The organism is Achromobacter veterisilvae, from assembly GCF_037619525.1.
Lineage (GTDB): Bacteria > Pseudomonadota > Gammaproteobacteria > Burkholderiales > Burkholderiaceae_B > Achromobacter > Achromobacter veterisilvae.
In genome coordinates, this window is record NZ_CP148753.1 from 6,178,204 (window position 1) to 6,202,744 (window position 24,541).

Annotated in this window: 27 protein-coding genes; 22 read left to right on the plus strand and 5 right to left on the minus strand. The window is 69.2% G+C overall.

From position 1 onward, the window contains the following. The first annotated feature begins 172 nt into the window (after window positions 1–172). From WHX56_RS28795 to WHX56_RS28845, 11 genes are all read left to right on the plus strand, one after another. Entirely contained in the window at window positions 173–607 is a 435-nt protein-coding gene (locus tag WHX56_RS28795; RefSeq protein WP_338879653.1) for a DUF2946 family protein, read from the plus strand. Between the two features lie 61 nt (window positions 608–668). Continuing rightward, the gene (locus tag WHX56_RS28800; RefSeq protein ID WP_129245625.1) at window positions 669–1,289 is read left to right on the plus strand and encodes an SCO family protein; all 621 of its coding nucleotides are present in this window, start codon (window positions 669–671) and stop codon (window positions 1,287–1,289) included. Window positions 1,290–1,317: 28 nt separating this feature from the next. Beyond that, complete coding sequence (locus tag WHX56_RS28805) at window positions 1,318–1,806, plus strand: copper chaperone PCu(A)C (protein WP_338879654.1); 489 nt, start codon at window positions 1,318–1,320, stop codon at window positions 1,804–1,806. A gap of 237 nt (window positions 1,807–2,043) precedes the next feature. Next, complete coding sequence (locus WHX56_RS28810; protein WP_129245621.1) at window positions 2,044–2,403, plus strand: DUF4148 domain-containing protein; 360 nt, start codon at window positions 2,044–2,046, stop codon at window positions 2,401–2,403. Window positions 2,404–2,624: 221 nt separating this feature from the next. Next, the gene (locus WHX56_RS28815; protein WP_129245619.1) at window positions 2,625–3,818 is read left to right on the plus strand and encodes an ATP-binding protein; all 1,194 of its coding nucleotides are present in this window, start codon (window positions 2,625–2,627) and stop codon (window positions 3,816–3,818) included. Window position 3,819: 1 nt separating this feature from the next. Continuing rightward, window positions 3,820–4,374: a response regulator transcription factor gene (locus WHX56_RS28820; RefSeq protein WP_422393628.1), complete on the plus strand. Its 555-nt coding sequence runs from the start codon at window positions 3,820–3,822 to the stop codon at window positions 4,372–4,374. A 258-nt stretch (window positions 4,375–4,632) separates the two neighbouring features. After that, complete coding sequence (gene cyoA / locus WHX56_RS28825) at window positions 4,633–5,541, plus strand: ubiquinol oxidase subunit II (protein WP_338879655.1); 909 nt, start codon at window positions 4,633–4,635, stop codon at window positions 5,539–5,541. 2 nt (window positions 5,542–5,543) lie between these two features. After that, a complete protein-coding gene (cyoB, locus tag WHX56_RS28830; RefSeq protein WP_338879656.1) occupies window positions 5,544–7,520 on the plus strand; it encodes a cytochrome o ubiquinol oxidase subunit I in 1,977 nt (658 codons plus the stop codon). Between the two features lie 3 nt (window positions 7,521–7,523). Next, window positions 7,524–8,138 carry a cytochrome o ubiquinol oxidase subunit III gene (gene cyoC / locus WHX56_RS28835; RefSeq protein ID WP_129245613.1) on the plus strand — a complete coding sequence of 205 codons (615 nt, stop codon included), beginning with the start codon at window positions 7,524–7,526 and terminating at the stop codon, window positions 8,136–8,138. Then, window positions 8,138–8,488, plus strand: a complete 351-nt coding sequence (gene cyoD, locus WHX56_RS28840; RefSeq protein ID WP_129245611.1) for a cytochrome o ubiquinol oxidase subunit IV — start codon at window positions 8,138–8,140, stop codon at window positions 8,486–8,488. Before cyoC ends, cyoD begins: the two co-directional genes overlap by 1 nt. 181 nt (window positions 8,489–8,669) lie before the next feature. Then, window positions 8,670–9,317, plus strand: a complete 648-nt coding sequence (locus WHX56_RS28845; protein WP_338879657.1) for a nitrogen fixation protein NifQ — start codon at window positions 8,670–8,672, stop codon at window positions 9,315–9,317. Here WHX56_RS28845 and WHX56_RS28850 read toward each other — a convergent pair. Continuing rightward, window positions 9,311–11,434 (minus strand): TonB-dependent receptor domain-containing protein, encoded by a 2,124-nt coding sequence (locus WHX56_RS28850; RefSeq protein ID WP_422393629.1) that lies wholly within the window; start codon window positions 11,432–11,434, stop codon window positions 9,311–9,313. The genes WHX56_RS28845 and WHX56_RS28850 overlap by 7 nt on opposite strands. 36 nt (window positions 11,435–11,470) lie before the next feature. Here WHX56_RS28850 and WHX56_RS28855 point away from each other — a divergent pair, with 36 nt between their 5' ends. The 3 genes from WHX56_RS28855 to WHX56_RS28865 all read left to right on the plus strand — a co-directional run bounded on the left by WHX56_RS28855 (window position 11,471) and on the right by WHX56_RS28865 (window position 12,986). Then, window positions 11,471–11,686, plus strand: coding sequence for a SlyX family protein (locus WHX56_RS28855; RefSeq protein WP_129529996.1), 216 nt, complete (start codon window positions 11,471–11,473; stop codon window positions 11,684–11,686). 281 nt (window positions 11,687–11,967) lie between these two features. Then, entirely contained in the window at window positions 11,968–12,324 is a 357-nt protein-coding gene (locus tag WHX56_RS28860; protein WP_129529984.1) for a DUF4148 domain-containing protein, read from the plus strand. A gap of 281 nt (window positions 12,325–12,605) precedes the next feature. After that, the gene (locus tag WHX56_RS28865; RefSeq protein WP_129245602.1) at window positions 12,606–12,986 is read left to right on the plus strand and encodes a hypothetical protein; all 381 of its coding nucleotides are present in this window, start codon (window positions 12,606–12,608) and stop codon (window positions 12,984–12,986) included. 95 nt (window positions 12,987–13,081) lie between these two features. On the opposite strand, the gene WHX56_RS28870 is transcribed toward WHX56_RS28865, so the two are convergent. Further along, on the minus strand, window positions 13,082–15,382 hold the full coding sequence (locus WHX56_RS28870) for an NADP-dependent malic enzyme (protein WP_338879658.1): 2,301 nt from the start codon (window positions 15,380–15,382) through the stop codon (window positions 13,082–13,084). 107 nt (window positions 15,383–15,489) lie between these two features. Between WHX56_RS28870 and WHX56_RS28875 the strand changes: the two genes are divergently transcribed. From WHX56_RS28875 to WHX56_RS28895, 5 genes are all read left to right on the plus strand, one after another. After that, on the plus strand, window positions 15,490–16,458 hold the full coding sequence (locus WHX56_RS28875; protein ID WP_129243151.1) for a LysR substrate-binding domain-containing protein: 969 nt from the start codon (window positions 15,490–15,492) through the stop codon (window positions 16,456–16,458). 138 nt (window positions 16,459–16,596) lie between these two features. Further along, window positions 16,597–17,139, plus strand: a complete 543-nt coding sequence (locus WHX56_RS28880; RefSeq protein WP_129243148.1) for a hypothetical protein — start codon at window positions 16,597–16,599, stop codon at window positions 17,137–17,139. Then, the gene (locus WHX56_RS28885; protein ID WP_129243164.1) at window positions 17,139–17,630 is read left to right on the plus strand and encodes a hypothetical protein; all 492 of its coding nucleotides are present in this window, start codon (window positions 17,139–17,141) and stop codon (window positions 17,628–17,630) included. The genes WHX56_RS28880 and WHX56_RS28885 overlap by 1 nt, the downstream gene beginning before the upstream one ends. 60 nt (window positions 17,631–17,690) lie before the next feature. Further along, the gene (locus WHX56_RS28890) at window positions 17,691–18,494 is read left to right on the plus strand and encodes an AraC family transcriptional regulator (protein WP_338879659.1); all 804 of its coding nucleotides are present in this window, start codon (window positions 17,691–17,693) and stop codon (window positions 18,492–18,494) included. An 80-nt stretch (window positions 18,495–18,574) separates the two neighbouring features. Then, window positions 18,575–19,465 carry a DMT family transporter gene (locus WHX56_RS28895; protein WP_338879660.1) on the plus strand — a complete coding sequence of 297 codons (891 nt, stop codon included), beginning with the start codon at window positions 18,575–18,577 and terminating at the stop codon, window positions 19,463–19,465. Here the strand turns inward: WHX56_RS28895 and WHX56_RS28900 are convergent. Continuing rightward, window positions 19,462–19,944 carry a MarR family winged helix-turn-helix transcriptional regulator gene (locus tag WHX56_RS28900; protein WP_287753974.1) on the minus strand — a complete coding sequence of 161 codons (483 nt, stop codon included), beginning with the start codon at window positions 19,942–19,944 and terminating at the stop codon, window positions 19,462–19,464. The genes WHX56_RS28895 and WHX56_RS28900 overlap by 4 nt on opposite strands. A 167-nt stretch (window positions 19,945–20,111) precedes the next feature. On the opposite strand from WHX56_RS28900, the gene WHX56_RS28905 reads away from it, so the two are divergent. Further along, window positions 20,112–21,515: an MATE family efflux transporter gene (locus WHX56_RS28905; RefSeq protein ID WP_287753973.1), complete on the plus strand. Its 1,404-nt coding sequence runs from the start codon at window positions 20,112–20,114 to the stop codon at window positions 21,513–21,515. Here the strand turns inward: WHX56_RS28905 and WHX56_RS28910 are convergent. Beyond that, entirely contained in the window at window positions 21,436–22,407 is a 972-nt protein-coding gene (locus tag WHX56_RS28910) for a LysR substrate-binding domain-containing protein (protein WP_338879661.1), read from the minus strand. The genes WHX56_RS28905 and WHX56_RS28910 overlap by 80 nt on opposite strands. A 204-nt stretch (window positions 22,408–22,611) precedes the next feature. On the opposite strand from WHX56_RS28910, the gene WHX56_RS28915 reads away from it, so the two are divergent. Both WHX56_RS28915 and WHX56_RS28920 read left to right on the plus strand, forming a co-directional pair. After that, complete coding sequence (locus WHX56_RS28915; protein WP_338879662.1) at window positions 22,612–22,950, plus strand: sel1 repeat family protein; 339 nt, start codon at window positions 22,612–22,614, stop codon at window positions 22,948–22,950. Continuing rightward, window positions 22,947–23,717, plus strand: a complete 771-nt coding sequence (locus WHX56_RS28920) for a sulfite exporter TauE/SafE family protein (RefSeq protein ID WP_338879663.1) — start codon at window positions 22,947–22,949, stop codon at window positions 23,715–23,717. Before WHX56_RS28915 ends, WHX56_RS28920 begins: the two co-directional genes overlap by 4 nt. Before the next feature lie 9 nt (window positions 23,718–23,726). Here WHX56_RS28920 and WHX56_RS28925 read toward each other — a convergent pair whose 3' ends face one another. Next, window positions 23,727–24,512: an SDR family NAD(P)-dependent oxidoreductase gene (locus WHX56_RS28925; RefSeq protein WP_338879664.1), complete on the minus strand. Its 786-nt coding sequence runs from the start codon at window positions 24,510–24,512 to the stop codon at window positions 23,727–23,729. Between the last annotated feature and the right edge of the window lie 29 nt (window positions 24,513–24,541).

Below are 24,541 nucleotides of genomic sequence, written 5' to 3' on the forward strand. Positions count from 1 at the left end.
GGCTGGCGGCGGCTCGCGAGGCGAAGGACGGGACGGGAGCGGACGAGGAAAGCACTGAAACCTGGGACACTGAATTCGGATGTCGGGACGGAGTGCGTTCAAGGGTACCAAGATTTTCGCGCTCCCGCGCCGGATGCCGCGGCGGAACCGCCCTACAGGTAGAATGCCTGGCATGCCTGCCCTGCCTGACCGGATCCGCCTCCAGCACCTCGGAAGCGCCGCGCGCGCCCGGGCCGTGCTGTGGCTGGCGCTTCTGGCGCTGGCGCTGCGCGCGCTGGTTCCGGCGGGCTACATGCCCGATGCCCGCGCGCTGCACGACGGGCGCCTGGAAGTCACGTTCTGCTCGGCCGCCGGCGATATGCCGCCATTCGCGCTGGCTCTGTCCGCAAGCGGCAAGGACAAGGCCGGGCACGATACCGCCGGGTCGGGCGCGCAGTGCCCCTTCGGCCTGCTGGCGCACGCCACGCCCGCGCCCGCCTCCGCGCCCGCGCCCCTCGTGCTCGCGGCCGGCCGGCACATGCCGCCCAAGCCGGCCCTGGGCGTCCCGCCTTCCCGAGGCGCCCAAGGCCCCCCGCTGGGTTCCCGCGCCCCGCCCGCCCTCGCCTGACTCCGCCTGACCGCGCGGCCCCGCCGCGCGCCTTGACGACACGTCAACCGACGAGGTTTCTATGCATTCCCCCTTCCCGCGCGCGCCCGCCGGCGCGCCGGCGCACGCGCCCGATCCGCGGCGCCGCCTGCTGCTGTCTTCCCTTGCCCTGCTGGCCCTGGCGGGCTGCGGCCCCGACGCCCCGACCCTGCACGGCATGGACCTGTCGGGCATGCCCGACGGCGACTTCCAGCTCCAAGACACCGAAGGCCGGGAACGCCGGCTGGCCGATTACCGCGGCCACCCGGTGATGCTGTTCTTCGGCTTCACGCAATGCCCCGACATCTGCCCCACCGCGCTGACCCGCGCCGTCGAAATCAAGGGGCTGCTGGGCGCGGACGCCGCCAAACTGCGCATCCTGTTCATCACCGTCGACCCGGAGCGCGACACGCCCGAGATCCTGCGCGCCTATACCCAGGCCTTCGATCCCGGGTTCGTCGGCCTGCGCGGCGACGCGCAACAGACGCGCGCCGCCGCCCAATCGTTCAAGGTCTTCTACCAGAGGGTCCCCACGGGTTCGTCCTACACCATGGACCACACCGCGCTGACCTACGTCATCGACGCCCAGGGCAAGCTGCGCATCGCCCTGCGCCACCAGCAGACCGCGCAGGAATGCGCGGACGACCTGCGCACCGTGCTCTGACGCCATCTTCACCGAAAAGGAATCCGCCATGAAAACAACCGCGATCAAATCCCTGGCCGCCATCGCCCTGTGCGCGCTGGCCGGCGCAATCCCTTCCGCGTTCGCCCAGGACGCCTCCCTGTCGGTGGAGGATCCCTGGGTCCGCGCCACCGTTCCCAGCCAGCACGCCACCGGCGTCTTCATGCGCCTGACCTCCGCCGAGCCGGGCCGGCTCGTCGCCGTGGAATCGCAGGCCGCCAAGCACGTGGAGATCCACGAAATGGCCATGCAGGACAACGTGATGAAGATGCGGCAGGTGCCGGGCCTGGACCTGCCGGCCGGCCAGGCGGTGGAACTGAAGCCGGGCGGCTACCACGTGATGCTGATCGACCTGGCCCGCCAGATCGAGCCGGGCGAGCACGTCGCGCTGACGCTGGTGGTCGAGGACGCCCAGCGCCGCCAGCGGCGCGTCCCGGTGGACGCGGTGGCGCGGCCCCTGAACGCGGCGGCCGCGCCCGCGGCGGGCCACGGCCACTGAGGCGCGGCGAAAGCCGTCCCCATGAAAGCGGAATGACACCTGTGCTGCACGGCTGAAACACCTTCCGTGCAACAGGCGGCTCCGGCGCGCAACGCCGCGCCGGGCGCCGGGTCGAATCAGAAAAGGCCCGGCGCGCGCCGGGCTGGCATTGCGCATCCCGGAAATCGTCCGCGCGCAGCATCGCGGACGACGGCGCGGCCGGCTTCGGCCGCATGCTTTGATTACCAGGAGCATTTCATGAAAGCCTCTACCGCAACCTTAGTGCTGTGCGCCGGCCTGGCCGCCGCCGGGGCCGCCCAGGCCCAGCCCGCGCAATACACGCGCGACCTCTACGGCGACTGGCGCGCCACCTACGCCGCTCCCGCCCCCAAGACCGCCTCCCAGGTCAGCGCCGAGCTGGCCCAGGCGAAAGCCAGCGGCCTGTATACGTTCGGCCAGGAAGACTACCCGCCCGCGATCGCCTCCACCCGGCCGGAAAGCCGCGCCCAGGTGCAACAGGAACTCCAGCAGGCGCAGACCCAGGGCGAGATGGCCTCCGACCAGGAAGACTATCCCCCTCCCGCGATGGCCCACAGCGGCACTTCCGCCATCCACTGACGCAGGCGGCCGCGCCGGCGGCTGAATATTAGGGACGGCCTGCGCCGCCGCTCGCCGGCGCCTCCCCCCGATTCGCCATACAATGCCACCACATCCGCAGCCGGCGCCCCCTGGAGCGCGCCGGCAGCCGGCGCCCGCCGCGCCGCGCCCCGGATGCCAGCGTACCGCGCAGCCGGGCGCTTGACCCGCCGGCTGACAGGCCGGCACCTCTGTGTCTGGATATGCCCGGTAGTTCCGCCTTTTCATTCCTGCGTACCCTCTGCAGCCTGCGCTGGCTCGCCATCGCGGGCCAGGCCGCCACCATTTTGCTGGCCAGCGGCGCGCTGGGCCTCGCCCTGCCGCTGGAGCCGCTGTGGCTGGGCGTGGGCGCGCTGATCGGGTTCAACGTCTATGCCAGCCTGCGCCTGCGCCACCGCCGCGACCTGTCCCACGCGACCGCGTTCGGCCATCTGTTCGTGGACATGGCCGTGCTCGCCTGGATGGTGGGCTGGAGCGGAGGCATCAACAACCCGTTCGGCATGATGTTCCTGATCCTGACCGCGCTGGCGGCGCTGGCGCTGCCGCGCAACTGGGCGCTGGCGGCGGCCGTGGCGGGGATTTCCGGATACGCGGCGGCGGCGATCTTCGGCCAGCCGCTGCGCGGCGACGTGGACACCCACACCCTGCTGCTGTGGGGCATGGGCGCCAACTTCCTGATCTCCGTGGTGGTGGTGCTGGTGTTCTCGACCCGGCTGGCCTCGGACCTGCGCGCCCGCGAGCGCGAACTGGCCAGGCTGCGCGAACGCTTCACCCGCAACGAAGGCATCGTCGCGCTGGCCACCCACGCGGCGGCGATGGCGCATGAACTGAACACCCCGCTGGCCACCATGACGCTGCTGGCCGACGAGATCGCCGCCGAAGTCAAGGACGAAGACCTGCGCGCGGACGTCTCCACCCTCAGCCAGTTGCTGGCCCTGTGCCGGGAACGGATCCGCAATCTGGCGGTCCCAACCGCCGTGGACCTGGTCCGCGTGGTGGGACAATGGCGCCTGATCCGGCCGACCATCGACCTGCAGCGCTCGGGCGCCCTGCCCAGCAGCCTGCGGGTCGATCCGGCCATCGCCCACTTGCTGCAGGCGCTGCTGAACAACGCGGCGGACGCCGGCGAAACCGCCAACGCGCCCCGCGTGGACCTGCACCTGGAGTACGGCTATGGCGCCTTGCGGGGCGAAGTCCGGGACTACGGGCGGGGTTTCGACCCCGACCAGACCCTGCTGCCGGCCACCAGCCTGTTCAACAGCGGCAAGCCGGGAGGGCTGGGCGTGGGCCTGGCGCTGTCGCACGCCACGGTCGAGCAGCTCGGCGGCGAAATGACGATGACCCCGGCGGACGGGGGCGGCACCCGCATCCGCTTTTATCTCCCCCTCGGGACCTGACATGCTGAATCCAACCGACCTGGGCCTGCTGATCGACGACGACGAGCTGTACGTGCGCACCCTCCAGCGCAGCCTGTCGCGCCGCGGCCTGGAAACCCGCACCGCCACCGGCATCGCCGAGGCCCTGCGCGTGGCCGAGGAAATCCGGCCCGCCTTCGCCCTGGTGGACCTGCGGCTGGGCGAAGACTCCGGCCTGACCCTGATCCGCCCGCTGCGCGCCCTGCGCGCGGACATGCGCATCCTGCTGGTCACCGGCTACGCCAGCGTGGCCACCGCCGTCGAGGCCATCAAGCGCGGCGCGGACGATTACCTGCCCAAGCCGGCCACCGCGCCGATGATCCTGCGCACGCTGGGCCTGGTGAAGCCGGAATCCGTTACGATCGAAACCACCATGACGCCCCTGCACCGCCTAGAATGGGAGCACATCCACCAGGCCCTGCACGAAACCGGCGGCAACGTCTCGGCCGCCGCCCGCCTCCTGGGCATGCACCGGCGCTCCTTGCAGCGCAAGCTGGCCAAGAAACCGGGGCCGGAACGCGAAGTACTCGTGGACTGATTTGTGCGGATGCGACATAAGGTCGCACCCCTGGCTTGTGCGGGTGCGACATATCGTCGCACCTTGGAACCCGCTCCCGGGGCCCTGCCCCCCTAGGAAAACCCTGAACCTGCTCCGCTCGAAGCAGAATCTCCCCAGGGAATGCGACCATTCGTCGCAGGCTTGACCCAAATCAAACCGATAGGATGGACGTTGCTGCCTAGCAGCATTCCAGTCTGCTGCTCCGCAGCATTTTCCACCTTCCATCCAAGGCTGTACGTGAAACACCCCCTCCTTGCGACCCTTACGCGCATTATTGGCGTCGGCGCGGTCATGCTGCTTGGCGGCTGCAACATGGAAATCCTCTCCCCCAAGGGAGACATAGGCGCCCAAGAACGGACTTTGCTGTTCACGACGACGGGGCTCATGCTCATCGTCGTGATCCCGGTCCTCGTCATGATCGTGACCTTTGCCTGGAAATACCGCGCATCCAACACCCAGGCCGACTACCAGCCCAAATGGGCCCATTCCACGGCGATCGAAGTCGTGGTCTGGAGCGTCCCTTGTATCATCGTGGCGATTCTCGCCGTGATCACCTGGCGCTCGACGCATGCGCTGGATCCCTACAAGCCGCTCGTCTCCGAACACAAGCCGGTGACCATCGAGGTGGTTTCGCTGGATTGGAAGTGGCTGTTCATCTACCCCGAGTACGACATCGCCACGGTCAACGAGATCGCCTTCCCCGTGGACGTGCCGGTCAACTTCCGGATCACCTCGGCCTCGGTCATGAACTCGTTCTTCATCCCCCAGCTCGGTAGCCAGATCTACTCGATGGCGGGCATGGAAACCAAACTGCACCTGAACGCGCGCGAAGCCGGCACCTATGCGGGCATCTCGGCCAACTACAGCGGCGCCGGCTTCTCCGGCATGCGCTTCAAGGCCATCGCCATGCCGCAGGAAGGGTTCGACAACTGGATCAAGGAAGCCAAGGCCGCGCCGGCCACGCTGACCCCCGAGGTCTACGCGGAACTGACCAAGCGCAGCGAACACAATCCGGTAGTCAAGTATTCATCGGCGCCGCCCGCCATGTTCGATTTCATCCTGGGCAGCACGATGACCAAGATGGCCGGCGTGGACTCCGCCACGTGCACCCCCACGTCGAATAATCTGATCGCAGGAATCAACTAACAATGCTCGGGAAACTCACCCTCGAGGCCATTCCGTACCATGAACCCATCGTCATGGTTACGCTGGCCGCCGTGTGCCTGGGAGGCCTAGCGGTCTTCGGCGCCATCACCTACTTCGGCAAGTGGAAGTACCTCTGGACCGAATGGCTGACTTCGGTCGACCACAAGCGCATCGGCGTGATGTACATCATCGTCGCGCTGATCATGCTGCTGCGCGGCTTCGCCGACGCCATCATGATGCGCACCCAGTTGGCGGTCGCCTCCGCCGACTCCGCCGGCTTCCTGCCGCCCCACCACTACGACCAGATCTTCACCGCCCACGGCGTCATCATGATTTTCTTCATGGCGATGCCCTTCATCACCGGGCTGATGAACATCGTGGTGCCGCTGCAGATCGGCGCCCGCGACGTGGCCTACCCGTTCCTGAACTCGCTGAGCTTCTGGCTGTTCGGCGCCGGCGTCGTGCTGATGATGGTCTCGCTGTTCGTCGGTGAATTCGCCGCGACCGGCTGGCTCGCCTATCCGCCGCTGTCCGGGCTGGACTACAGTCCGAGCGTGGGGGTGGATTACTACATCTGGGCGCTCCAGATATCAGGGCTGGGGACCACGCTTTCGGGCATCAACTTCATCGTGACCATCCTGCGCATGCGCGCGCCGGGCATGAGCCTGATGAAGATGCCGATCTTCACCTGGACCTCGCTGGTCACCAACGTGCTGATCGTCGCCGCCTTCCCCGTGCTGGCCGCCACGCTCGCGCTGCTGACCATGGACCGCTACCTGGGCACGCACTTCTTCACGAACGACATGGGCGGCAACGTCATGATGTACGTGAACCTGATCTGGATCTGGGGCCACCCCGAGGTCTACATCCTGGTGCTGCCGGCGTTCGGCGTGTATTCGGAAGTGGTCGCCACTTTCGCCCGCAAGACCCTGTTCGGCTACAAGTCCATGGTCTACGCCACGGCCGCCATCGGCGTGCTGTCGTTCCTGGTCTGGCTGCACCACTTCTTCACCATGGGCGCGGGCGCCAACGTCAATGCCTTCTTCGGCATAGCGACAATGATCATCTCGATCCCGACCGGGGCCAAGATTTTCAACTGGCTGTTCACCATCTACCGCGGCCGCCTGCGCATCACGACGCCCGTGCTGTGGACGCTGGGCTTCATGATCGTGTTCGTCATCGGCGGCATGACCGGCGTGATGCTGGCCATCCCCGGCGTGTCGTTCGTGCTGCACAACAGCCTGTTCCTGATCGCCCACTTCCACAACACCATCATCGGCGGCGTGGTCTTCGGCTGCATCGCGGGCATGACCTACTGGTTCCCCAAGGCCTTCGGCTTCACGCTGAACGAGCGCCTGGGCCGCTATTCGTTCTACTGCTGGTTCGTCGGTTTCTTCATGGCCTTCATGCCCCTGTACATCCTGGGCTTCAAGGGCATGACGCGCCGCCTGAACCACTACGACAACCCCGAATGGCAGCCGTACCTGCTGGTCGCCCTGGCCGGCGCCGCGCTGATCATGCTGGGTATCTGGTTCCTGCTGCAGCAAGTGTTCGTGTCGGTCCGCCAGCGCAAGCAGAACCAGGACGTCACCGGCGATCCCTGGGACGGCCGCACCCTGGAATGGTCGATTTCCTCGCCCGCGCCCTTCTACAACTTCGCCCACGTTCCTCACGTCGATGAACTGGACCAGTTCTGGGAAGACAAGCAGAACGGCAAGGCCTACAAGCGTCCCGTCAAGTACGAAGACATCCACATGCCGCGCAACACCTCCGCCGGCGTATTCATCGGCGCCTTCGGCCTGGTCATGTGCTTTGCCCTGATCTGGCACATCTGGTGGCTGTCCATCGTCGGTTTCGTCGGCATGATCGGTTCGTTCATCGTCCGCGCCTATGACCGCGACGTCGACTACTGGGTCCCGGCCGCGGAAGTCGAACGCATCGAAAACGCTCACTTTGACAAAATGCAGAAGGCCGCCTGAGCCATGATTCAAGCCGTAGCCACCCACCCCCACGCGGGTCACGACGATCACGCGCATCACGACGATGGATCCAAGACCGTTTTCGGTTTCTGGGTCTATCTGATGAGCGACTTGCTGATCTTCTCGGTCCTGTTCGCCACGTTCGCGGTGTTGTCCAACGCCACCGCGGGCGGCCCCACGGGCAAGGAACTGTTCGACCTGAAGTTCGTCCTGGTCGAAACGCTGTTGCTGCTGTTCTCCAGCTTCACCTTCGGCATGGCCAACCTGAACGTGCACGCCAACAACAAGTCCCGCGCGATGGGCTGGTTGATGGTGACGTTCCTGTTCGGCGCGGGCTTCATCGCGATGGAAGTCTATGAATTCCATCACCTGATCGTCGAAGGCGCCGGCCCCGGCCGCAGCGCGTACCTGTCGGCGTTCTTCACGCTGATCGGCACGCACGGCCTGCACGTCTCCTTCGGCCTGATCTGGATCGTCGTCCTGCTGGACATGATCCGCCGCCATGGCCTGGACTCGATCAACAAGCGCCGCCTGGCGTGCCTGAGCCTGTTCTGGCACTTCCTGGACATCGTCTGGATCTGCGTCTTCACCTTCGTCTATCTCTTGGGAGCCATCTGATGTCGCACTCCGCTGCGGCCGCACACGGCCACGACGACCACGCCGCCGACCACGGCAGCCTGAAGTCCTACATCATCGGTTTCGTGCTCTCGCTGCTTCTCACCTTCGGCTCCTTCGGCCTGGTGATGAACGGCGCGCTATCCCACACCGCCACGATCGTCGGCGTGGTGGCGCTGTGCGTGCTCCAGTTGCTGGTGCAACTGGTGTACTTCCTGCACATGGGCGCATCGAAGTCGGCCCGCGACAACCTGGCCACGTTCGTCTTCACCGTGCTGATCATCGCCATCATCGTCGGCGGTTCGGCATGGGTGCTGTACAACATGAACGTCAACATGGGCCACGCCATGTAATGGCGGCCAGCCGTTGAAGCACAAACGCAGGCGCCTTCGGGCGCCTGTTTTTTTGGGCGAGGCGCCCAAAGGCGGTCCTGCGGCCGGGTTTGCGCGAGGCCAAGGCGGCGCTGGATATTTCGTTATATATTCAATTACATAACGATCCCATAATGCCGAACCGCCCCGCCGCGAGCCCGCCATGCACGCCCTTCCCACCGCCCGCCCCGACGCCCCGTCCGATGGCTCCGGCACCGCCCGGCAACTTGCCCGCGCGCTGCTGCGCTACGCGCCGCCGGGCCATCCCGACGCGGGTTTCTTCGCCACGGTGCTGGGCAAGAGCCTGGCGCATGGGGACCTGGGCCGCAGCGGCCTGACGCCCCGGGAACTGGACGCCCTGCTGGCGCGGCTGTTCCCCGGCGCGCCGGCCGCCCACGACGCCTCTCTGGCCGCGCTGCGCGAACAGGGCGCCGCCTACGCCGCGCCCGGCCTGGACGGCGCGCACGCGGAATTCACGCGGCTGCTGCGCGCGCTGCTGGACGCCTGGAGTTCGCCGGACCTGGACACCACGGCCTGGGTCACCGGCGTGCTGGCGCGGGCCTGTCTGCGGCCCGACCACTTGTGGCGCGACCTGGGCCTGTCGGGCCGCGAAGACGTGACCGCCTTGCTGACGCGCCACTATCCCGGCCTGGTGGCGCGCAACGTGCGCAACCTGCGGTGGAAGCAGTTCCTGGCCTACTCCGCCCGCGAACATGCCGGCCAGCCGCCCTCGGAGGCGCCGGGCTGTCCGGCCTGCGAGGACTACGGCGTCTGCTATCGGCCGGCGCCGGCTGAACCCCCGCGTCAGTAGCGGTAGGTCGCCCCGACGCCCGCGCCCAGGCTGCGCCCCGGGGCCGGTTCGTAGTAGCGGCCGTTGGCCTCGTTGACGATCACCGAACCCGCGTAGCGGCGGTCGAACAGATTGTCCACGCGGGCATAGGCGTTCAACTCCCAGGCGCCCAGCTTTTTCACGTAGCCCGCGCTCAGCGCCGCCACGAAGTAGCCGGGCGCGTCGCCGTCGTTGGCGTCGTCCACATAGATCTTGCTCAGCAGCCGCCCCTCCACCGACGCCTGCCATCCTTCGGGCGGCGCCCAGGCCAGCGACGCGTACGCCGCCTGGCGGGCGATGCCGGGGATGCGGTTGCCGGCGCGGATATCGCCCGGCCCGTCGTCGGCATAGCGCGCGTTCAGCCAGGTATAGGCGAACTGCGCGCGGCCGTGCCGCGCGAACTCGCCGGACCAGCCCAGTTCCACGCCGTCGCGCCGCGTGCGCCCGGCGTTCCGGTAGCTGGTCCTTCCGCCCGAACTGCCCGCCGCCACGATCTCGTCGTCGGTGCCCGCGTGGAACACCGCCGCCGTCAGGAGGCCGCCCGCCAGGCCCGCCTTCACGCCCGCCTCCAGATTGGTGCTGAGCGCGGGCGCCAGCCCGAAGTTCAAGCCGGGCTCGCCGCCCGGCCGGTACGAGAGTTCGTTGAGCGTCGGCGTCTCGAAACCGCGGCCGTATGAAGCGTAGAGGCTCAGGCCGGGATCCGGGGCATAGCGGACCGCCGCCACCGGCAAGGCCTTGCGGTAGCGCGCCGCGCCGCTGTCGTCGGCGTTGCCGGGCACGGCGTAATGGTCGTCGGAGTCGAAGCTCACCGTGCTGTAGCGCAGGCCGGCATCCAGCGTCCACCGCTCCGAGACTTTCCAGGACGCCTGCACGTAGGGATCTGCGTTGTAGACGGTATTGGTTTCGTCGCGCCTGAGCGCGCCCCGCACGCCCAGTTGGCGGCCGGCGCCCTCGCCGGTGAAGTTCTGGTAGCCCTTGCGGTCTTCGCGCATGGAGTCGTAGGAAAAGCCGCCCACCAGGGTCAGCGGCCGGCCCCCGGCCGCCAGTTCCGAGGTCCAGCGCAGGTCCGCGCCGCCGTACTGGCGCTTCAGGTCGATGACCCCGCCCGCCTGGGACGGTGCCATCTGCGCGGCCGGCGGAATCGACTGGTACTGCGTGGTGTCGCGCTGGCCGTAATAGACCATCAGGCGCAGGGCGTTGCGGCCGTCCACCTGGCGCTCGTAGACGGCTCCTCCCTGCGTCTGCCTCACTGTCTTGCGCGTGTCGTACTGCTCGGCCAGCGGCGCGGCGCGCGGGTCGTCCTGGAATTGCCGGTAGGTCAGGCCCAGGGGATCCTGCGCCTTCAGGTCCACGCTGTTGGCCACCAGGGTCAGCCGGCTGGCGTCGTCCAGCCGCAGGCCCAGCCTGGCGTTGCCCAGGTTCTTGCGGGCGGCGCTGTGGTCGCGATAGCTGCCGGTGGTGAATCGCGTCAGGTCCAGCACGTAGTCCAGGGCGCCGGGGCCCGTGCCGGTGGCGCCGTTGGCGCGCAGGCCGTAGCGCCAGGTGCGGTCGCTGCCGCCCCAGCCGCTGGCGGACAGCGACGGCGGCTGGACGCCGTCCTCGGTGGACACCAGGATCACGCCGCCCGAAGAATTGCCATAGAGCGCGGAGAACGGCCCGCGCAGCACCTCGACCTGCCCGATGGAGCCGATGTCGATGTTCGAAGTCTGCCCCTGCCCGTCCGGCATGGTGGCCGGTATGCCGTCCACGTACAGGCGCACGCCGCGCACGCCGAACGTGGAGCGCGCCCCGAAGCCGCGGCTGGATATCTGTAGATCCTGCGCATAGTTCTGCCGGTTCTGGATCTGCAGCCCCGGCACGCCGGCCAGCCCTTCGGACAGATTGATCCCCGGCTGGCCGCGGCGCATCGCCGCGCCTTCCACCACGTCCACCGACGCGGGAGTCTCCATCACGGACGCGCCCACGCGCGTTCCCGTCACGACGATCGAGGGCAGCTCGGGCGCGGCCGGCTGCGCCCAGGCGGCCGCCGGCGCCGACGCCAGCGCCCCCCGCAACGCCCAGCGGCCGGCGCCCGAACGCCACCACGCTTGCTCAGCCAAACCGGTCTCCTCCGGGAATCGGTTCTAATGACCCCCATGGATAACTCGCAAGACATCGAACGCCGCCTGCTGGAGCTGGAGGTCAAGGCCAGCTTCGCCGACGACCTGCTGGAACAGCTCAACCAGATCATCGTCCGCCAGCAACAGCAGATAGACCGGCTATTGCGCGAAGTGGCCGACCTGCGCCAGCAGGCGCCCGAAGGCGCCGCGCCCTTCCGCAGCCTGCGCGACGAACTGCCTCCGCACTACTGAGGCGCCGCCCGGCGCCGCGTCCCCGCCCTGTTGCCGATCGCCTGGAACGAAACCGTTTCCAGGCGGAATCCCGTGGGCGGCGCCTTTTCGATCGATTCCATTAATGGAAACTATATCCGAATAAGAAGCCAATCTTTCCATTAATGGAAATATCTTTTACCGATATACGGGTTTATCCCTACTTCGATTCAGCGCACTATTGAGCCATCGGGAAACAGCAACGAAGCACGACGGATAGGCCGCCGGATTCGCTCCCAAGCTCTTGAAATCGGAGAATTACCATGAAGACCCTTGCTACCGCTTTGATGATGTCCCTGGCCGCGCTGAGCGCCGGCGCCTATGCTGCTTCGCCCAATATCGAACCCAACAACGTCCCGTTCCAGGGCGTCTACGGCACGCCGTACGAAGGCCCGACCCGCGCCCAGGTGCAGGCCGAACTGGCCGCCGCCAAGGCCGCCGGCCAAGTCAGCGACGTCGAACCGAACAACGTGCCTTTCCAAGGCGTGTACGGCACTCCCCACACGGGCAAGACCCGCGCCGAAGTGCGCGCCGAACTGGCCGCCGCCAAGGCCGCCGGCCTGGTGTCGGACGTCGAGCCCAATGACATGCCGTTCGCGGGCGTCTACCACGCCAACTAAGCCCGCGCAGATTTACCCCTCCCCTTGTTGTACCTTGGCCGCCAGCCGTCTGGCGGCCTTTTTTGCGCCCGCCGAACGAAGCGATCGCCAGCGCCCTCAGCGTGATCCGCAATGTATCGCTGCCCTTCGGCATCGCCGACGGTCAGTTCAAGGCACAGCCGGGCCGTTCACGTTCCTCGGGCTGTGAACCCGCGCCCGGCCTGACGCCGCGTGTCGCGCTGCGGTACTATCGGCGCAAGATCCGGCATCGCACAACGACTCTACAAACCAGGGAGCCCATCTTGAAAACTACCCGCGTTCTTGCCTCTTTGATCATGGCATGCGGCGTCTCGGCCGCGGCGGTCGCCGCGCCGCCGGTGATGCTGAACAATGCCATCATCACCCAGATACCCAAGGCCGACCGCGACTCGTTCCACGAGGCCGTGGCGCAGGCGCTGAACAGCTCCGCCGACGGCCAGCGCACCCAGTGGACCAGCACGCACCAGCGCAAGAATGCCCCGCCGATCGCGGTGCAGTTGACGCCCACCCAGACGAGCAAGGTCAAGAACGACCAGACCTGCCGCTTCCTGGTCGGCGATTTCTCCCGCGCCGCCACCACGGAAAAGTGGCAGTTCTGGTTCTGCAAGCAGCCGGACGGCACCTGGAAGGCCAGCAGCAACTGAGCGGCCCGACGCGCAAGACAATGCGCGCTGCCCCCTCCAAGGAGGGAAGCAGCGCGCATTTTTTTTGACGAACGGGCAGGCCCGCCGCCGCGGGCTCAGGCCTGGGCGTCGACCCGGTTGGCGTCCAGCACCGTCATCGCCGCCATGTTGATGATGCGGCGCACGGTGGAGCTCGAGGTCAGGATGTGCACCGGCGCGTTCGCGCCCAGCAGGAACGGACCCACCGCCACGTTGCTGCCCGCGGCCGTCTTCAGCAGGTTGTAGGCGATGTTGCCGGAGTCCACGTTCGGGCACACCAGCAGGTTGGCTTCGCCCTTGAGCGACGACGACGGCAGGATGCGCGTGCGCAGCGCCTCGTCCAGCGCGCAGTCGCCGTGCATCTCGCCGTCGATCTCCAGATCCGGCGCGATCTCTCGCACCAGCTCCAGCGCGCGGCGCATCTTCGCCCCCGACGCCGAACTGCCCGAACCGAAGTTCGACCGCGACAGCAGCGCCACCTTGGGCGCCAGGTTCATGCGCGCCATTTCCTGAGCCGCCATCACCGTGAACTCGGCGATCTGCTCGGCCGAGGGCTCGTCGTTGACGTGCGTGTCGACCAGCACCACCGTGCGCTCGTTGAGCAACAGGATGTTCATCGCCGCGTACACGTTGTGCTCGGGACGGCGGCCGATGACCTCGTCCACGAAGCGCAGGTGGTCGTGGTAGGCGCCCACCGTGCCGCAGACCATGCCGTCGGCATCGCCCAGGCGCACCATCATCGCGCCGATCAGGGTCAGGCGGCGGCGCATTTCCACGCGCGCCATTTCCTTGGTGATGCCGCGGCGGCACATCAGTTCCCAGTACGTGGTCCAGTACTGATGGAAGCGCTCGTCGTATTCGGGGTTGGTGACCTCGACGTCCTCGCCCAGGCGCAGGCGCAGGCCGAACTTCTCGATGCGCGACAACAGGACTGCGGGCCGGCCGACCAGGATGGGACGGGCCAGGCCTTCGTCCACCACCACCTGCACGGCGCGCAGCACGCGTTCGTCCTCGCCTTCCGTGAACACGATGCGCGACTTGCCGCCTTCGCGCACCAGGCGCTTGGCCGCCGAGAACAGCGGCTTCATGAACGCGCCCGAGTGGTACACGAACTGCTGCAACTGCTCTTCGTAGGCTTCCAGGTCCACCAGCGGACGCGTCGCCACGCCCCCGTCCATCGCCGCCTTGGCCACCGCCGGCGCGATGCGCACGATCAGGCGCGGATCGAACGGCTTGGGAATCAGGTAGTCCGGGCCGAACGAGATGTCGTAGGTGCCGTAGGCCGCCGCCACCACTTCGTTCTGCTCTTCCTCGGCCAGTTGCGCGATCGCGTAGACCGCCGCCTTCTCCATCTCGCGGGTGATCGTCGTGGCCCCCACGTCCAGCGCCCCGCGGAAAATGTACGGGAAGCACAGCACGTTGTTCACCTGGTTCGGATAGTCCGAACGGCCCGTGGCCATCACCACGTCGTCGCGCACCCCGTGCGCCACTTCCGGCAGGATCTCCGGCGTGGGGTTGGCCAGCGCCAGGATCAGCGGGCGCGGCCCCATCGCCGCCACCATCTCCGGCTTGAGCACGCCGCCGGCCGACAGCCCCAGGAACACGTCCGCGCCCTGGATCACCTCGGCCAGCTTGCGAGCCTCGGTCTTCTGCGCAAAGCGCGCCTTGTCCGGATCCATCAGCACCGTGCGGCCTTCGTAGACCACGCCTTCGATGTCGGTGACCCAGATGTTCTCCAGCGGCAGGCCCAGGTCCACCATCAGGTCCAGGCAGGCCAGCGCCGCCGCCCCCGCCCCGGACGTCACCACCTTGACCTGCTTGATGTCCTTGCCCACGACCTTCAGCCCGTTGATGAAGGCCGCCGACACGCAGATCGCGGTGCCGTGCTGGTCGTCGTGGAAGACGGGGATCTTCATGCGCTCGCGCAGCTTGCGCTCGACGATGAAGCACTCCGGCGCCTTGATGTCCTCGAGGTTGATGCCCCCGAAGGTGGCCTCCAGCCCCGCGATGATCTCGACCAGCTTGTCCGGGTCGGTCTCGTTGATTTCGATGTCGAACACGTCCAGCCCCGCGAACTTCTTGAACAGCACCGCCTTGCCTTCCATCACCGGCTTGGAGGCCAGCGCGCCGATGTTGCCCAGCCCCAGCACCGCCGTGCCGTTGGTGATCACCCCCACCAGATTGCCGCGCGCCGTGTAGCGGTACACATTGGACGGGTCGGCCACGATCTCTTCACAGGCCGCCGCCACGCCGGGGGAATACGCCAGCGCCAGGTCGCGCTGGTTGACCAGCGGCTTGGACGCCACGACCGAGATCTTTCCCGGGGTGGGGTATCCGTGATAATCCAATGCCGCCTGGCGGTCCGACTGGTTGTTCATGGGGCAAAGCCTCCTTGTCTTGATGTTGGAAAAATTCTAGGCTTCAAGACATAAGAAGATCATTCGGATTTAATATTGTTCCATCACCTTTACATTATGTATTCCCCATGACCGCCTTCGATCCGGACCTCGTCATCCGGAAATTGACCTCGCGGCTGAAGATGCGCCACCTGATGCTGCTGCTGCAGATCGAGCAGCACGGCTCCCTGACCCGGGTGGCCGAACACATGGCCACCAGCCAGCCCGCCGTCACCAACGCCCTGGCCGAACTGGAAAGCACGTTCGGCGTGTCCCTGTTCGACCGCTCGGTCCGGGGCATGACGCCCACGCCCCTGGGCGCCGTGGTGCTGGCCCGGGCCCGCAGCCTGGTCCACGACCTGGAACATCTGGTGCAGGAAATGGAGGCGGTGGCGGCCGGCCACGCGGCCCACCTGCACATCGGCGTCATCCCGTTCGTCTCGGGCCAGATGCTGTCGTCCGCGATCGGCCGCACGCGGCCGGCGGGCAGCCAGATCACCGCCACCATCCACGAGGGCCAGGGCCCCGCCCTGCTGCGCCAACTGCGCGACCACACCCTGGACCTGGTGGTGGGCTGGGCCACGCCGTCCGTGGACATGACGAACATCTCCTTCGAGGTGCTGTATCGCCAGCAGCCGCGGCTGATCGCCAGCCGCCGGCTGGCCGCCCGGCTGGGCCGGTCGCGGCTGGAATGGAACCGGCTGGCCGACCTGGACTGGATCCTCGGCACGCCCGGCAGCCCGATCCGCGAACAGGTGGCCGACATCTTCCTGCGCGCCGGGCTGGCGCCCCCGCCGCCCTCGGTGCAAAGCGACTCGTCCAAGCTGATCGGCGAAATGATCGTCGCCAGCGAGCGGGCGGTCACCATCCTGCCCGCCGACATCGCCGACGAACTGGTGCGCATCGCCGGCGCGGCCATCGTGCCGTATTCGTTCGACTGGACGCTGCCGCCGATCTCGCTGTTCACCCGCTCCGACGGACTGCGCCGCAACGTGGACGCGCAGTTCGCCGCCGCGCTGCGCGAGGTCTACACCAACGGGGCGCGCCCGCCCGCTTAGGGCCGGCCGGCACCCGGGACCGCCCCGCGCGGGGCCCGCGCCGCGGCCGGAATTGCCAACAAATGCAAATCCGCTGTCTGCGCGGCCGCGCGCGCTCCTATACTTGCCGCGCCAAGTATCACGCAGGAGGCAAGCAGCTTGTCGTTCCCATTCCCGCCTATCGCCGCGGCCCGCGGCGCGATCGTCCTGGCCGCTCTGGCGGCGCTGTCCGGCTGCAATTCGCTGCTGAACGAGGGCACGGGCGCCGCCGCCGGTATCGCCGGCACGGCCATCGCCAACCAGGTCACGGACAACGCCACGGTGGCCACCGGCATCGGCCTGGGCGTGCAGGCCGGCGCGAAGGCCGCGCTGGCCTATGCGCAGCGCAAGACCCGCGGCGAGGAACAGGATGCGATCGCCATGGCCGCCGGCCCGCTGGCGGTCGGGAAAGTCGCCGGCTGGCAGGTCAGGCACCAGCTTCCCATCGAAAGCGACGCGCAGGGCCAGGTCACGGTCAGCCGGCTGATCGGCGGCGTGGACCTGGAATGCAAGGAAGTGGTCTTCTCGATCGACACCCCCGCCGACCAGGCCGGCGCTCCGCCCGCGCGCGAGTTCTACGTCACCACCGTCTGCCGGGACGGCGAGCACTGGCGCTGGGCCAGCGCGGAACCGGCGACCGCGCGCTGGGGTTCCCTGCAGTGATGCGCGCAGCCTGCCTGCTGGCGGCAGCCGCCAGCCTGGGACTGGCCGGATGCCAGAGCTCCTCCATCGGCGGCGCGACGGGCGCCGTGGTGGGCACCGTCAGCGGCGCCGCCACCGCCAACCCGGTGGCGGGCTACGCCATCGGCGTCACGGTGCAGGCCGCGGTGGACGCCACCGTGAAATACGTGCTGCGGGAGTGGAAGAACGACCAGCAGAACGTCATGGCCAACGCGGCCGGCGAACTGCCCATCGGCCAGGTCCGGCAATGGCAGATCCGCCACGCGCTGCCGGTGGGCAACGAACGCGGCGGCATCCAGGTGGTGCGCGACATCGACACGCCGCTGACCCGCTGCCGCGAAGTGCTGTTCACGGTGGAGCAGGACGAAGCGCCCGCGCCCGCCTACGCCAGCCTGATCTGCCGCCAGCCCGGCGGGCAGTGGAAGTGGGCCGCGGCGGAGCCCTCGGTGGCCCGCTGGAACGGGCTGCAATAGCTTGATCGCGCCGGGCCCGGCGGGCGATACTGCCCGCAAGTCCTTGCGCACCCTTTCCCCATGAACCCAGGCCAGTTCGTCATGCTCCGCAGCGCGCTCGCCGGCGTGCAGGCCGTGGCCGCGCACAGCCGGCACGCGTTCGCGCGGCACACGCACGAACAGTTCGGCATCGGCGTCATGCGCCTGGGCGCGCAGGTGTCCCACAGCGGCCGCGGCCAGGTCCAGGCCGGCCCGGGGCACGTCATTACGGTGAATCCCGGCGAAGTGCACGACGGCGCCCCGATAGGCGGCGCGCGCGCCTGGCAGATGCTGTACCTGGACCCAAGCGTGGTGGCCCGGGCCGCGGCCGACCTCCGCGCCGACGGGCGCGGCTACGAATTCGAACACCCCGCGCAGGATTGTCCCGCGCTGGCCCGGGACGTGCTCGCGCTCTATGCGCAGGCGACGGCCGGCGCCGCGCCGCTGGCCTGCGATGCCCTGCTGCTGCGCATCCTCGCGCGGGCGGGCGTCCCTGCCGCCGGCGCCCGCCGCCGGGAACCGCGCGCCGTCCCCGAAGCCATCCGCCACGCGCGCGGCCTGATCGACGACGACCCCGCCGCGGCGCTGTCGCTGGCCGACCTGGCCGCGGCCAGCGGCCTCAGCCGCTACCAGGTGCTGCGGGCGTTCGCGCGCGCCACCGGGCTGACGCCCCACGCCTACCAGATGCAGCGCCGGCTGCTGCTGGCGCGCGGCCTGATCCGGCAGGGAACGGCCCTGGCCGACGCCGCGGCGGCGGGCGGCTTCGCCGACCAGAGCCACATGACCCGCCTGTTCGTGCGCGCCTACGGCGTCTCCCCGGGACGCTACGCGCTGGCCGCCGGCTGAGCCGCGCAATTTCGTTCAAGACCGGGCCGCGGCCCGCCGCCTACGCTGCGTCTTTTCCCCGGAAAGGCGCGGACAAAACCATGAACAGCCGGATACAGGGCTATTGCTGCCTGGCCGCCGCCATGGTGCTGGTGGGCAGCACCGTGGTCGCCAGCAAGATCATCGGAACGGGCCTGCCGCCCTTCACCGCGACGGCCCTGCGCTTCGCCGTCGCCCTGCCCTGCTTCGGCGCGCTGATGGCGCTGACCGGCGCGCGGCTGCCGCGGCTGGGCCGGCGCGACTGGCTGCTGCTGGCGGCGCAGGCGATTGCCGGCAGCGTGGGCTACACCGCGCTGCTGATCGCCGGCCTGCAACGCGCCTCGGCGGTCGATGGCGGCATCATCCTGGGCACCCTGCCCCTGGTGGCGGCCGCGATCGCCATCGCGCTGCTGGGCGAACGCCCGGGCAAGTCCACCCTGGCCGCCATCGCCGCGGCCGGCTTCGGCGTCTGGCTCATGACGCGCCATTCCGCCGCCGGCGCGGACGGCGGATCTTCGCTCGCGGGCAACGCGCTGGTCCTGGGCGCGGTGCTGTGCGAAGGCCTGTTCATCCTGCTCAACAAACGGCTGCGCGTGCCGGTGGCGCCGCTGGCGCTGTCGACCGTCATGGCGGCCTTCGGCCTGGCGTTCTCGGCGCTCGCCTGCGTGGCCGAAGCGCCCTGGACCCTGCCCCTGCCGGCCGCCGCCCTGGCGGCCGTGGGCTACTACGCGCTGGTGCCCACGGTGGGCGGGTTCCTGCTCTGGTATGCGGGCGCCGCCCGCGTGAAGGGCGCGGAAGCCGCGCTCTTCACGGCCCTGGCGCCGGTGTCCGCGGTGGCGCTTGCCGCCGGCCTGCTGGGCGAACCCCTGGCCGGCGGGCAGCTTGCGGGCATGGCCTGCGTGCTGGCCGGGGTCGCGATCCTCGGAATGGCCCGGGCCGGGGCGGGGCACTAGCCGCGGCTGAACGCCAACGCGAATTCCTCGGAAAAAATATCGGCCAGCGAACGCCGCAGCGCGGCCGCGCGCTCGGCGCCGTAGGCCGCCTCGAAACGGCGCTGCGCCTCTTTCCACAGGCGCCTGGATTCGGTCAGCTTGGCGCGCCCCGCTTCGGTCAGCTCCACGCGGCGGCTGCGGCCGTCCAGGGGATCGCGCGAGGTCTGCACGTAGCCGTCGCGCTCCAGCGGCTTGAGATTGTGGGCCAGCGCGGACCGGTCCAGCACCATGGCCCGCGCCAGGTCCGTCATCGACGGCGAGCCCGCGCGCGCGATGTGCACCAGGATCGAATACTGCGACACCTTCAGGCCGCAGGGCGCCAGCACCGCGTCATAGAGCTGCGACACGCGCCGGGTCGCCTTGCGCAGCGCCGCGCCGTTGCAGACCAGCGGATCGGGGGCATTGAACGGGACGGGCGCGGGAGACGGGTGGTCGGACATGGCGGGGGCGGGAAGAGGAACGGGGAACGGCACGGGCTCAACGCTACCGCCGGGGAGCGTCCGCGTCCAGGCCTTGCGCATTTCCGCGCAGACGGGGCCCGGCCGATTCTTGACATTTATTGGCATATGCACGTAAATACCGCATACGCCACCATCGGCCTGCCTCCATGTCCGTCCCGCCGACACCCCGCCCCGCCAACGCACGCCTGCAGGCCATGCTCCACGCGCCGATCGCCCCCACGCTCGCGCGCCTGGCGTGGCCCAATATCCTGATGATGCTGGCGCAGTCCTCCACCGGCCTGATCGAAACCTGGTTCCTGGCGCGGCTGGGCACGCCCGTGCTGGCCGGCATCGCCCTGGTGGTGCCCGTGCTGATGCTGATGCAGAACATGTCGCAGGGCGCGATGGGCGGCGGCATTTCGGCGGCGGTGGCCCGGGCGCTGGGCGGGGGCAGGCAGCGCGAAGCGGACCAGCTCGTGCTCCACGCCGTCGCGCTGAACGCGCTGCTGGGGCTGGTGTTCTGCGCGCTCCTGCTGGCCTTCGGCCCGCTCCTGTACCGCGCCCTCGGTGCCGAAGGCGCCGCACTGGAGGCGGCCCTGGCCTACTCCGACGTCGTGTTCGGCGGCATCGTGCTGATGTGGCTGATGAACGCGTTCGCCAGCGCCATCCGCGGCACCGGCAATATGCTGGTGCCCGGCGCCGTGATCTGCGGCGGCGCCCTGCTGCTGGTCCCGCTGTCGCCCTGCCTGATCTTCGGATGGGGCCCGTTTCCCGCGCTGGGCGTGGCGGGCGGCGGCTGGGCGCTGGTGATCTACTACGGGCTGGGCGCGCTGATCCTGGGCGCGTACTGCGCCAGCGGCCGCAATGCCGCCCGCCTGGTCCCCAGCCGGCTGTACCTGGGGCTGATGCGCAATATCCTCAGCGTGGGCGCGCTCGCCACGATCAATCCGCTGCTGACCAACGCCCTGGTGGCCCTGACGGCCGCGCTGGTCGGCGCCTACGCGGGCACGGAAGCGGTGGCGGGCTACGGCATCGCCGTGCGGCTGGAATACCTGCTGATGCCCATCGCCTTCGGGCTGGGCGCGCCCATGGTCGCCATGGTGGGTTCCAACATCGGCGCGGGCCAGCCCGAACGCGCGCTGCGCATCGCGCTGACCGGCGGCGCGATGGCCTTCGCCCTGGCCGAGTGCATCGGCCTTGCGGCCGCCTTCTACCCCGAGGCCTGGCTGCGGCTGTTCGGCGCGCAGGACCACATGCTGCAGGCCGGGGCCGGCTACCTGCGCACCGTCGGCCCCGTCTATGGCTTCTTCGCCCTGGGTTTCTCGATGTACTTCGCCTCGCAAGGCGCCGGCCGCCTGAAGTGGCCGCTGGTCGCCGGCTTTCTGCGCCTGCTGCTCGGCATCGGCGCGGGCGGCGCCGCGCTGCACCTGACCGGATCGCTGACCGTGTTCTACGCGGTCGCGGCCAGCGCGATGTTCGTCTACGGCATGGTCATCCTGGGCGCCGTCGCCTCGGGCTCCTGGTTCGGCCAGGGGCATCTCCGGAAACGCGGGCTGTTTGCGCGTCCCTAGGCGCGTCCCTAGGCGCGCCGCGCAAGGCGTATTCCACCAGCTCGGCCGCATAGGCCGGGAGTGTCTCGCGCACGCACAACACCAGGTCGCGCGCGGCCCAGTCGTCGGCCAGGGCCACGCGCCGCACGCCGGCCGCGCGGCCATAGCGCGCCGCCGCCACGCGGGGAACGATGCCGATGCCCACGCCCTGCCCGACCATGCGGCACACGGCGTCGAAGCTGCGCAGCCGCACGCGGTAGGACAGGACCCTGCCGCCGCGCCGCGCGTGGTGCGCGATGTGCTCCTGCAAGGCGCTGCCCTCGACCAGCCCCACGAACTCCTGGTCCGCCACGTCCGCCAGCATGACCGACTCGCGCCCGTCCAGCGGATGGCCCGCCGGCACGATGAGCGCCAGGGGATCGTGCCGGAACGTGAGCGTGCGCAAGCCGTGCAGGTCGGCGGAATCCGCCAGCACGCCGATATCGCAGGCGCCGGCGCGCAGCGCATCGGCGATCTCGTGGCTCAGGCGTTCCTCCAGGTCGACGGACACGCGGGGATGGTCCTTGAGGAACGCGCCCAGGACGGGCGGCAGGTATTCGCTCAGCGCCGTGGTGTTGCACAGCACCCGCACGTGCCCCTTCAGCCCCTGCCCGTAATGGTCCAGTTCGCCCCGCATGCGGTCCATCTGAGCCAGCACCACGCGCGCGTGGTGCGCCAGCGTGCGGCCCGCCGGCGTGGGCTCGACGCCCCGCGGACCGCGCAGCAGCAACGGCACGCCCAGTGCGTCCTCCATGCCGCGGACGCGCTCGCTGGCCGAAGCCAGCGTCATGTGGGAGCGCCGGGCGCCGGCCGTGATGGAGCCCGTTTCCTGCACGTTGAGGAAGAGGCGCAGGTCGGTGAGGTCGAATCGCATGGAAAAAGCGTAGCACGCCAGCCTCAGGCAGTGCCATAGGCTTGCTACGCGAGATCCCGATGCGCGTTTCGGTCGTTGGGGACGACAATGAAGTCCGATCCAACCCTACCGCGGGAAAAAACCATGGAAACCCTGAAGACATGTCGCGCCGCGGCGCGATGGCCCGGGCTGGCCCTGATTGCCTGGTCTCTGCACGCCTCAGGCATGGCCGAAGCCGGCAGCGGCCTGGGCCCGCCGATCTCGCCCGCGCAGCAGTATGCGCTGGCGCTGGAAGCCCAGACCCTGGGCAACTATGCCGCCATGGCGCAATGGCTGCGCGCCGCCGCCGGCGGCGGCCATGCGCCGGCGCAGCGCATGCTGGGCGTGGCGCTGCTCGGCGGCCCCGCGCTCTACGGCCCCGCCCTGTCCGCCGACCTGTGCGAAGGGCGGCAGTGGCTGCTGCGGGCCGCGCGCCAGGAACCCACGGGAACGGCGGACATGGCCTATGCCCTGTTCGGCCGCCCCCGCGGCGATGCGTTGACCGCCCCCTGCGAGGCGCCATGAATCCGTTCGAACCGCTGCCCGGCGGCACGCCCGCGCTGTTCGCCGCCATCGTGTCGGTGTTCGTCCTGGCCGGGGTGGTGAAGGGCGTGGTGGGCCTGGGCCTGCCCACCATCTCCATGGCCATGCTGGCGCTGGTCATGGCGCCGGCCCAGGCCGCCGCCCTGCTGATCGTGCCATCGCTCGTCACCAACCTGTGGCAGGCCCGTCCGTGGCCCGCGCTGCCGGCGGTCCTGCGCCGCATCGCCGGCATGCAGGCGGGCATCTGCGCCGGCACCATCGGCGGCGCGCTGTGGCTGGGCGCGCCCTCCGGCCAATGGGCGGGGGTCTGCCTGGGGCTGGCGCTGGTGGCCTATGCCGCCTGGGGCCTGTTCGGATCGCCGCCCAGGGCGCCGGCCCGGCACGAAGGCTGGCTGGGCGCCGCGGTCGGCGCCGTCACGGGCCTGATCACGGCGGCCACCGGCGTGTTCGTGATCCCCGCCGTGCCCTACCTGCAGGCCCTGGGCCTGGGCAAGGACGGCCTGATACAGGCCATGGGGATCTCGTTCACGGTATCCACCGTGGCGCTGGCCGCGGGGCTGTGGCTCAATGGCGGCTACACGCCCGAGGCGGCGGGGGCGTCCGTCCTGATGCTCCTGCCCGCGCTGGCCGGCATGGCCCTGGGCCAATGGCTGCGCGCCAGGCTTTCGGCCCGGACATTCAAGCTGTGCTTCATGGTCAGCCTGGCGCTCCTGGGCGCGTATCAGGTCGCGCGGGGCCTGGCCCCCTAGGAACCCCCGTCACGCGGCCAGCCGCCTTTCGTCCACGAACCCGATGGACACGGACATCTCGCGCCAGCGCGCCAGTTCCTGCTGCACCGACTGGATCTTGGCGCGCGCCTGGTCGAAGGCGTCGCGGCCCAGGAACAGATGCAGCGGAGCGTACTGCGCCTGCGCCGCATTGATCAGCGCCTGCGCCATCTTCGCGGGATCGCCGCCCGCATCGCGCCCCCGCGCATGGTCCGCCGAACGCATCGCGCCGGGATACACGAGCGACACGCGGATGCCATGGGGCGCGGCCTCGGCCGCCAGGGCCTCGGTCAAGCCGCTGACGGCGAACTTGGTGGCGCTGTAGGCGCCCCAGTCCGCGCAGCCGCCGTCGAAGCCCAGGATCGACGAGATGTTGAAGACGTGCCCGCCGCGCTGCGCGCGCAGGCGCGGCAGCACCGCGCGGATCACGTTCAATACCCCGAATACGTTGACGTCGAAATTGCCGCGCAGGTCCGCGTCCGACAGGCTGTGCAGCTCGCCCTGCAAGCCATAGCCCGCGTTGTTGACCACCACGTCCAGCCCGCCGAACGCGGCGGCCGCGGCGTCCACGGCCCGCCGCACTTGGCGCTCGTCCGCCAGGTCCACCGTCAGCGGCAGGAAGCTTCCTTCCAGCTTGGCGCCCACGGCGTCCAGCAGCGCGTCGCCGTCGCGGGACGTCGCGGCCACCTTGTGGCCCTGCTCCAGCAGCATCTTTACCAGGTTCAGGCCCAGCCCCGCCGACGCGCCCGTCACCAACCAGATTTTCTCGGTATTCATGCGATTCCCTTCCCTTGCTTGCCATGCCG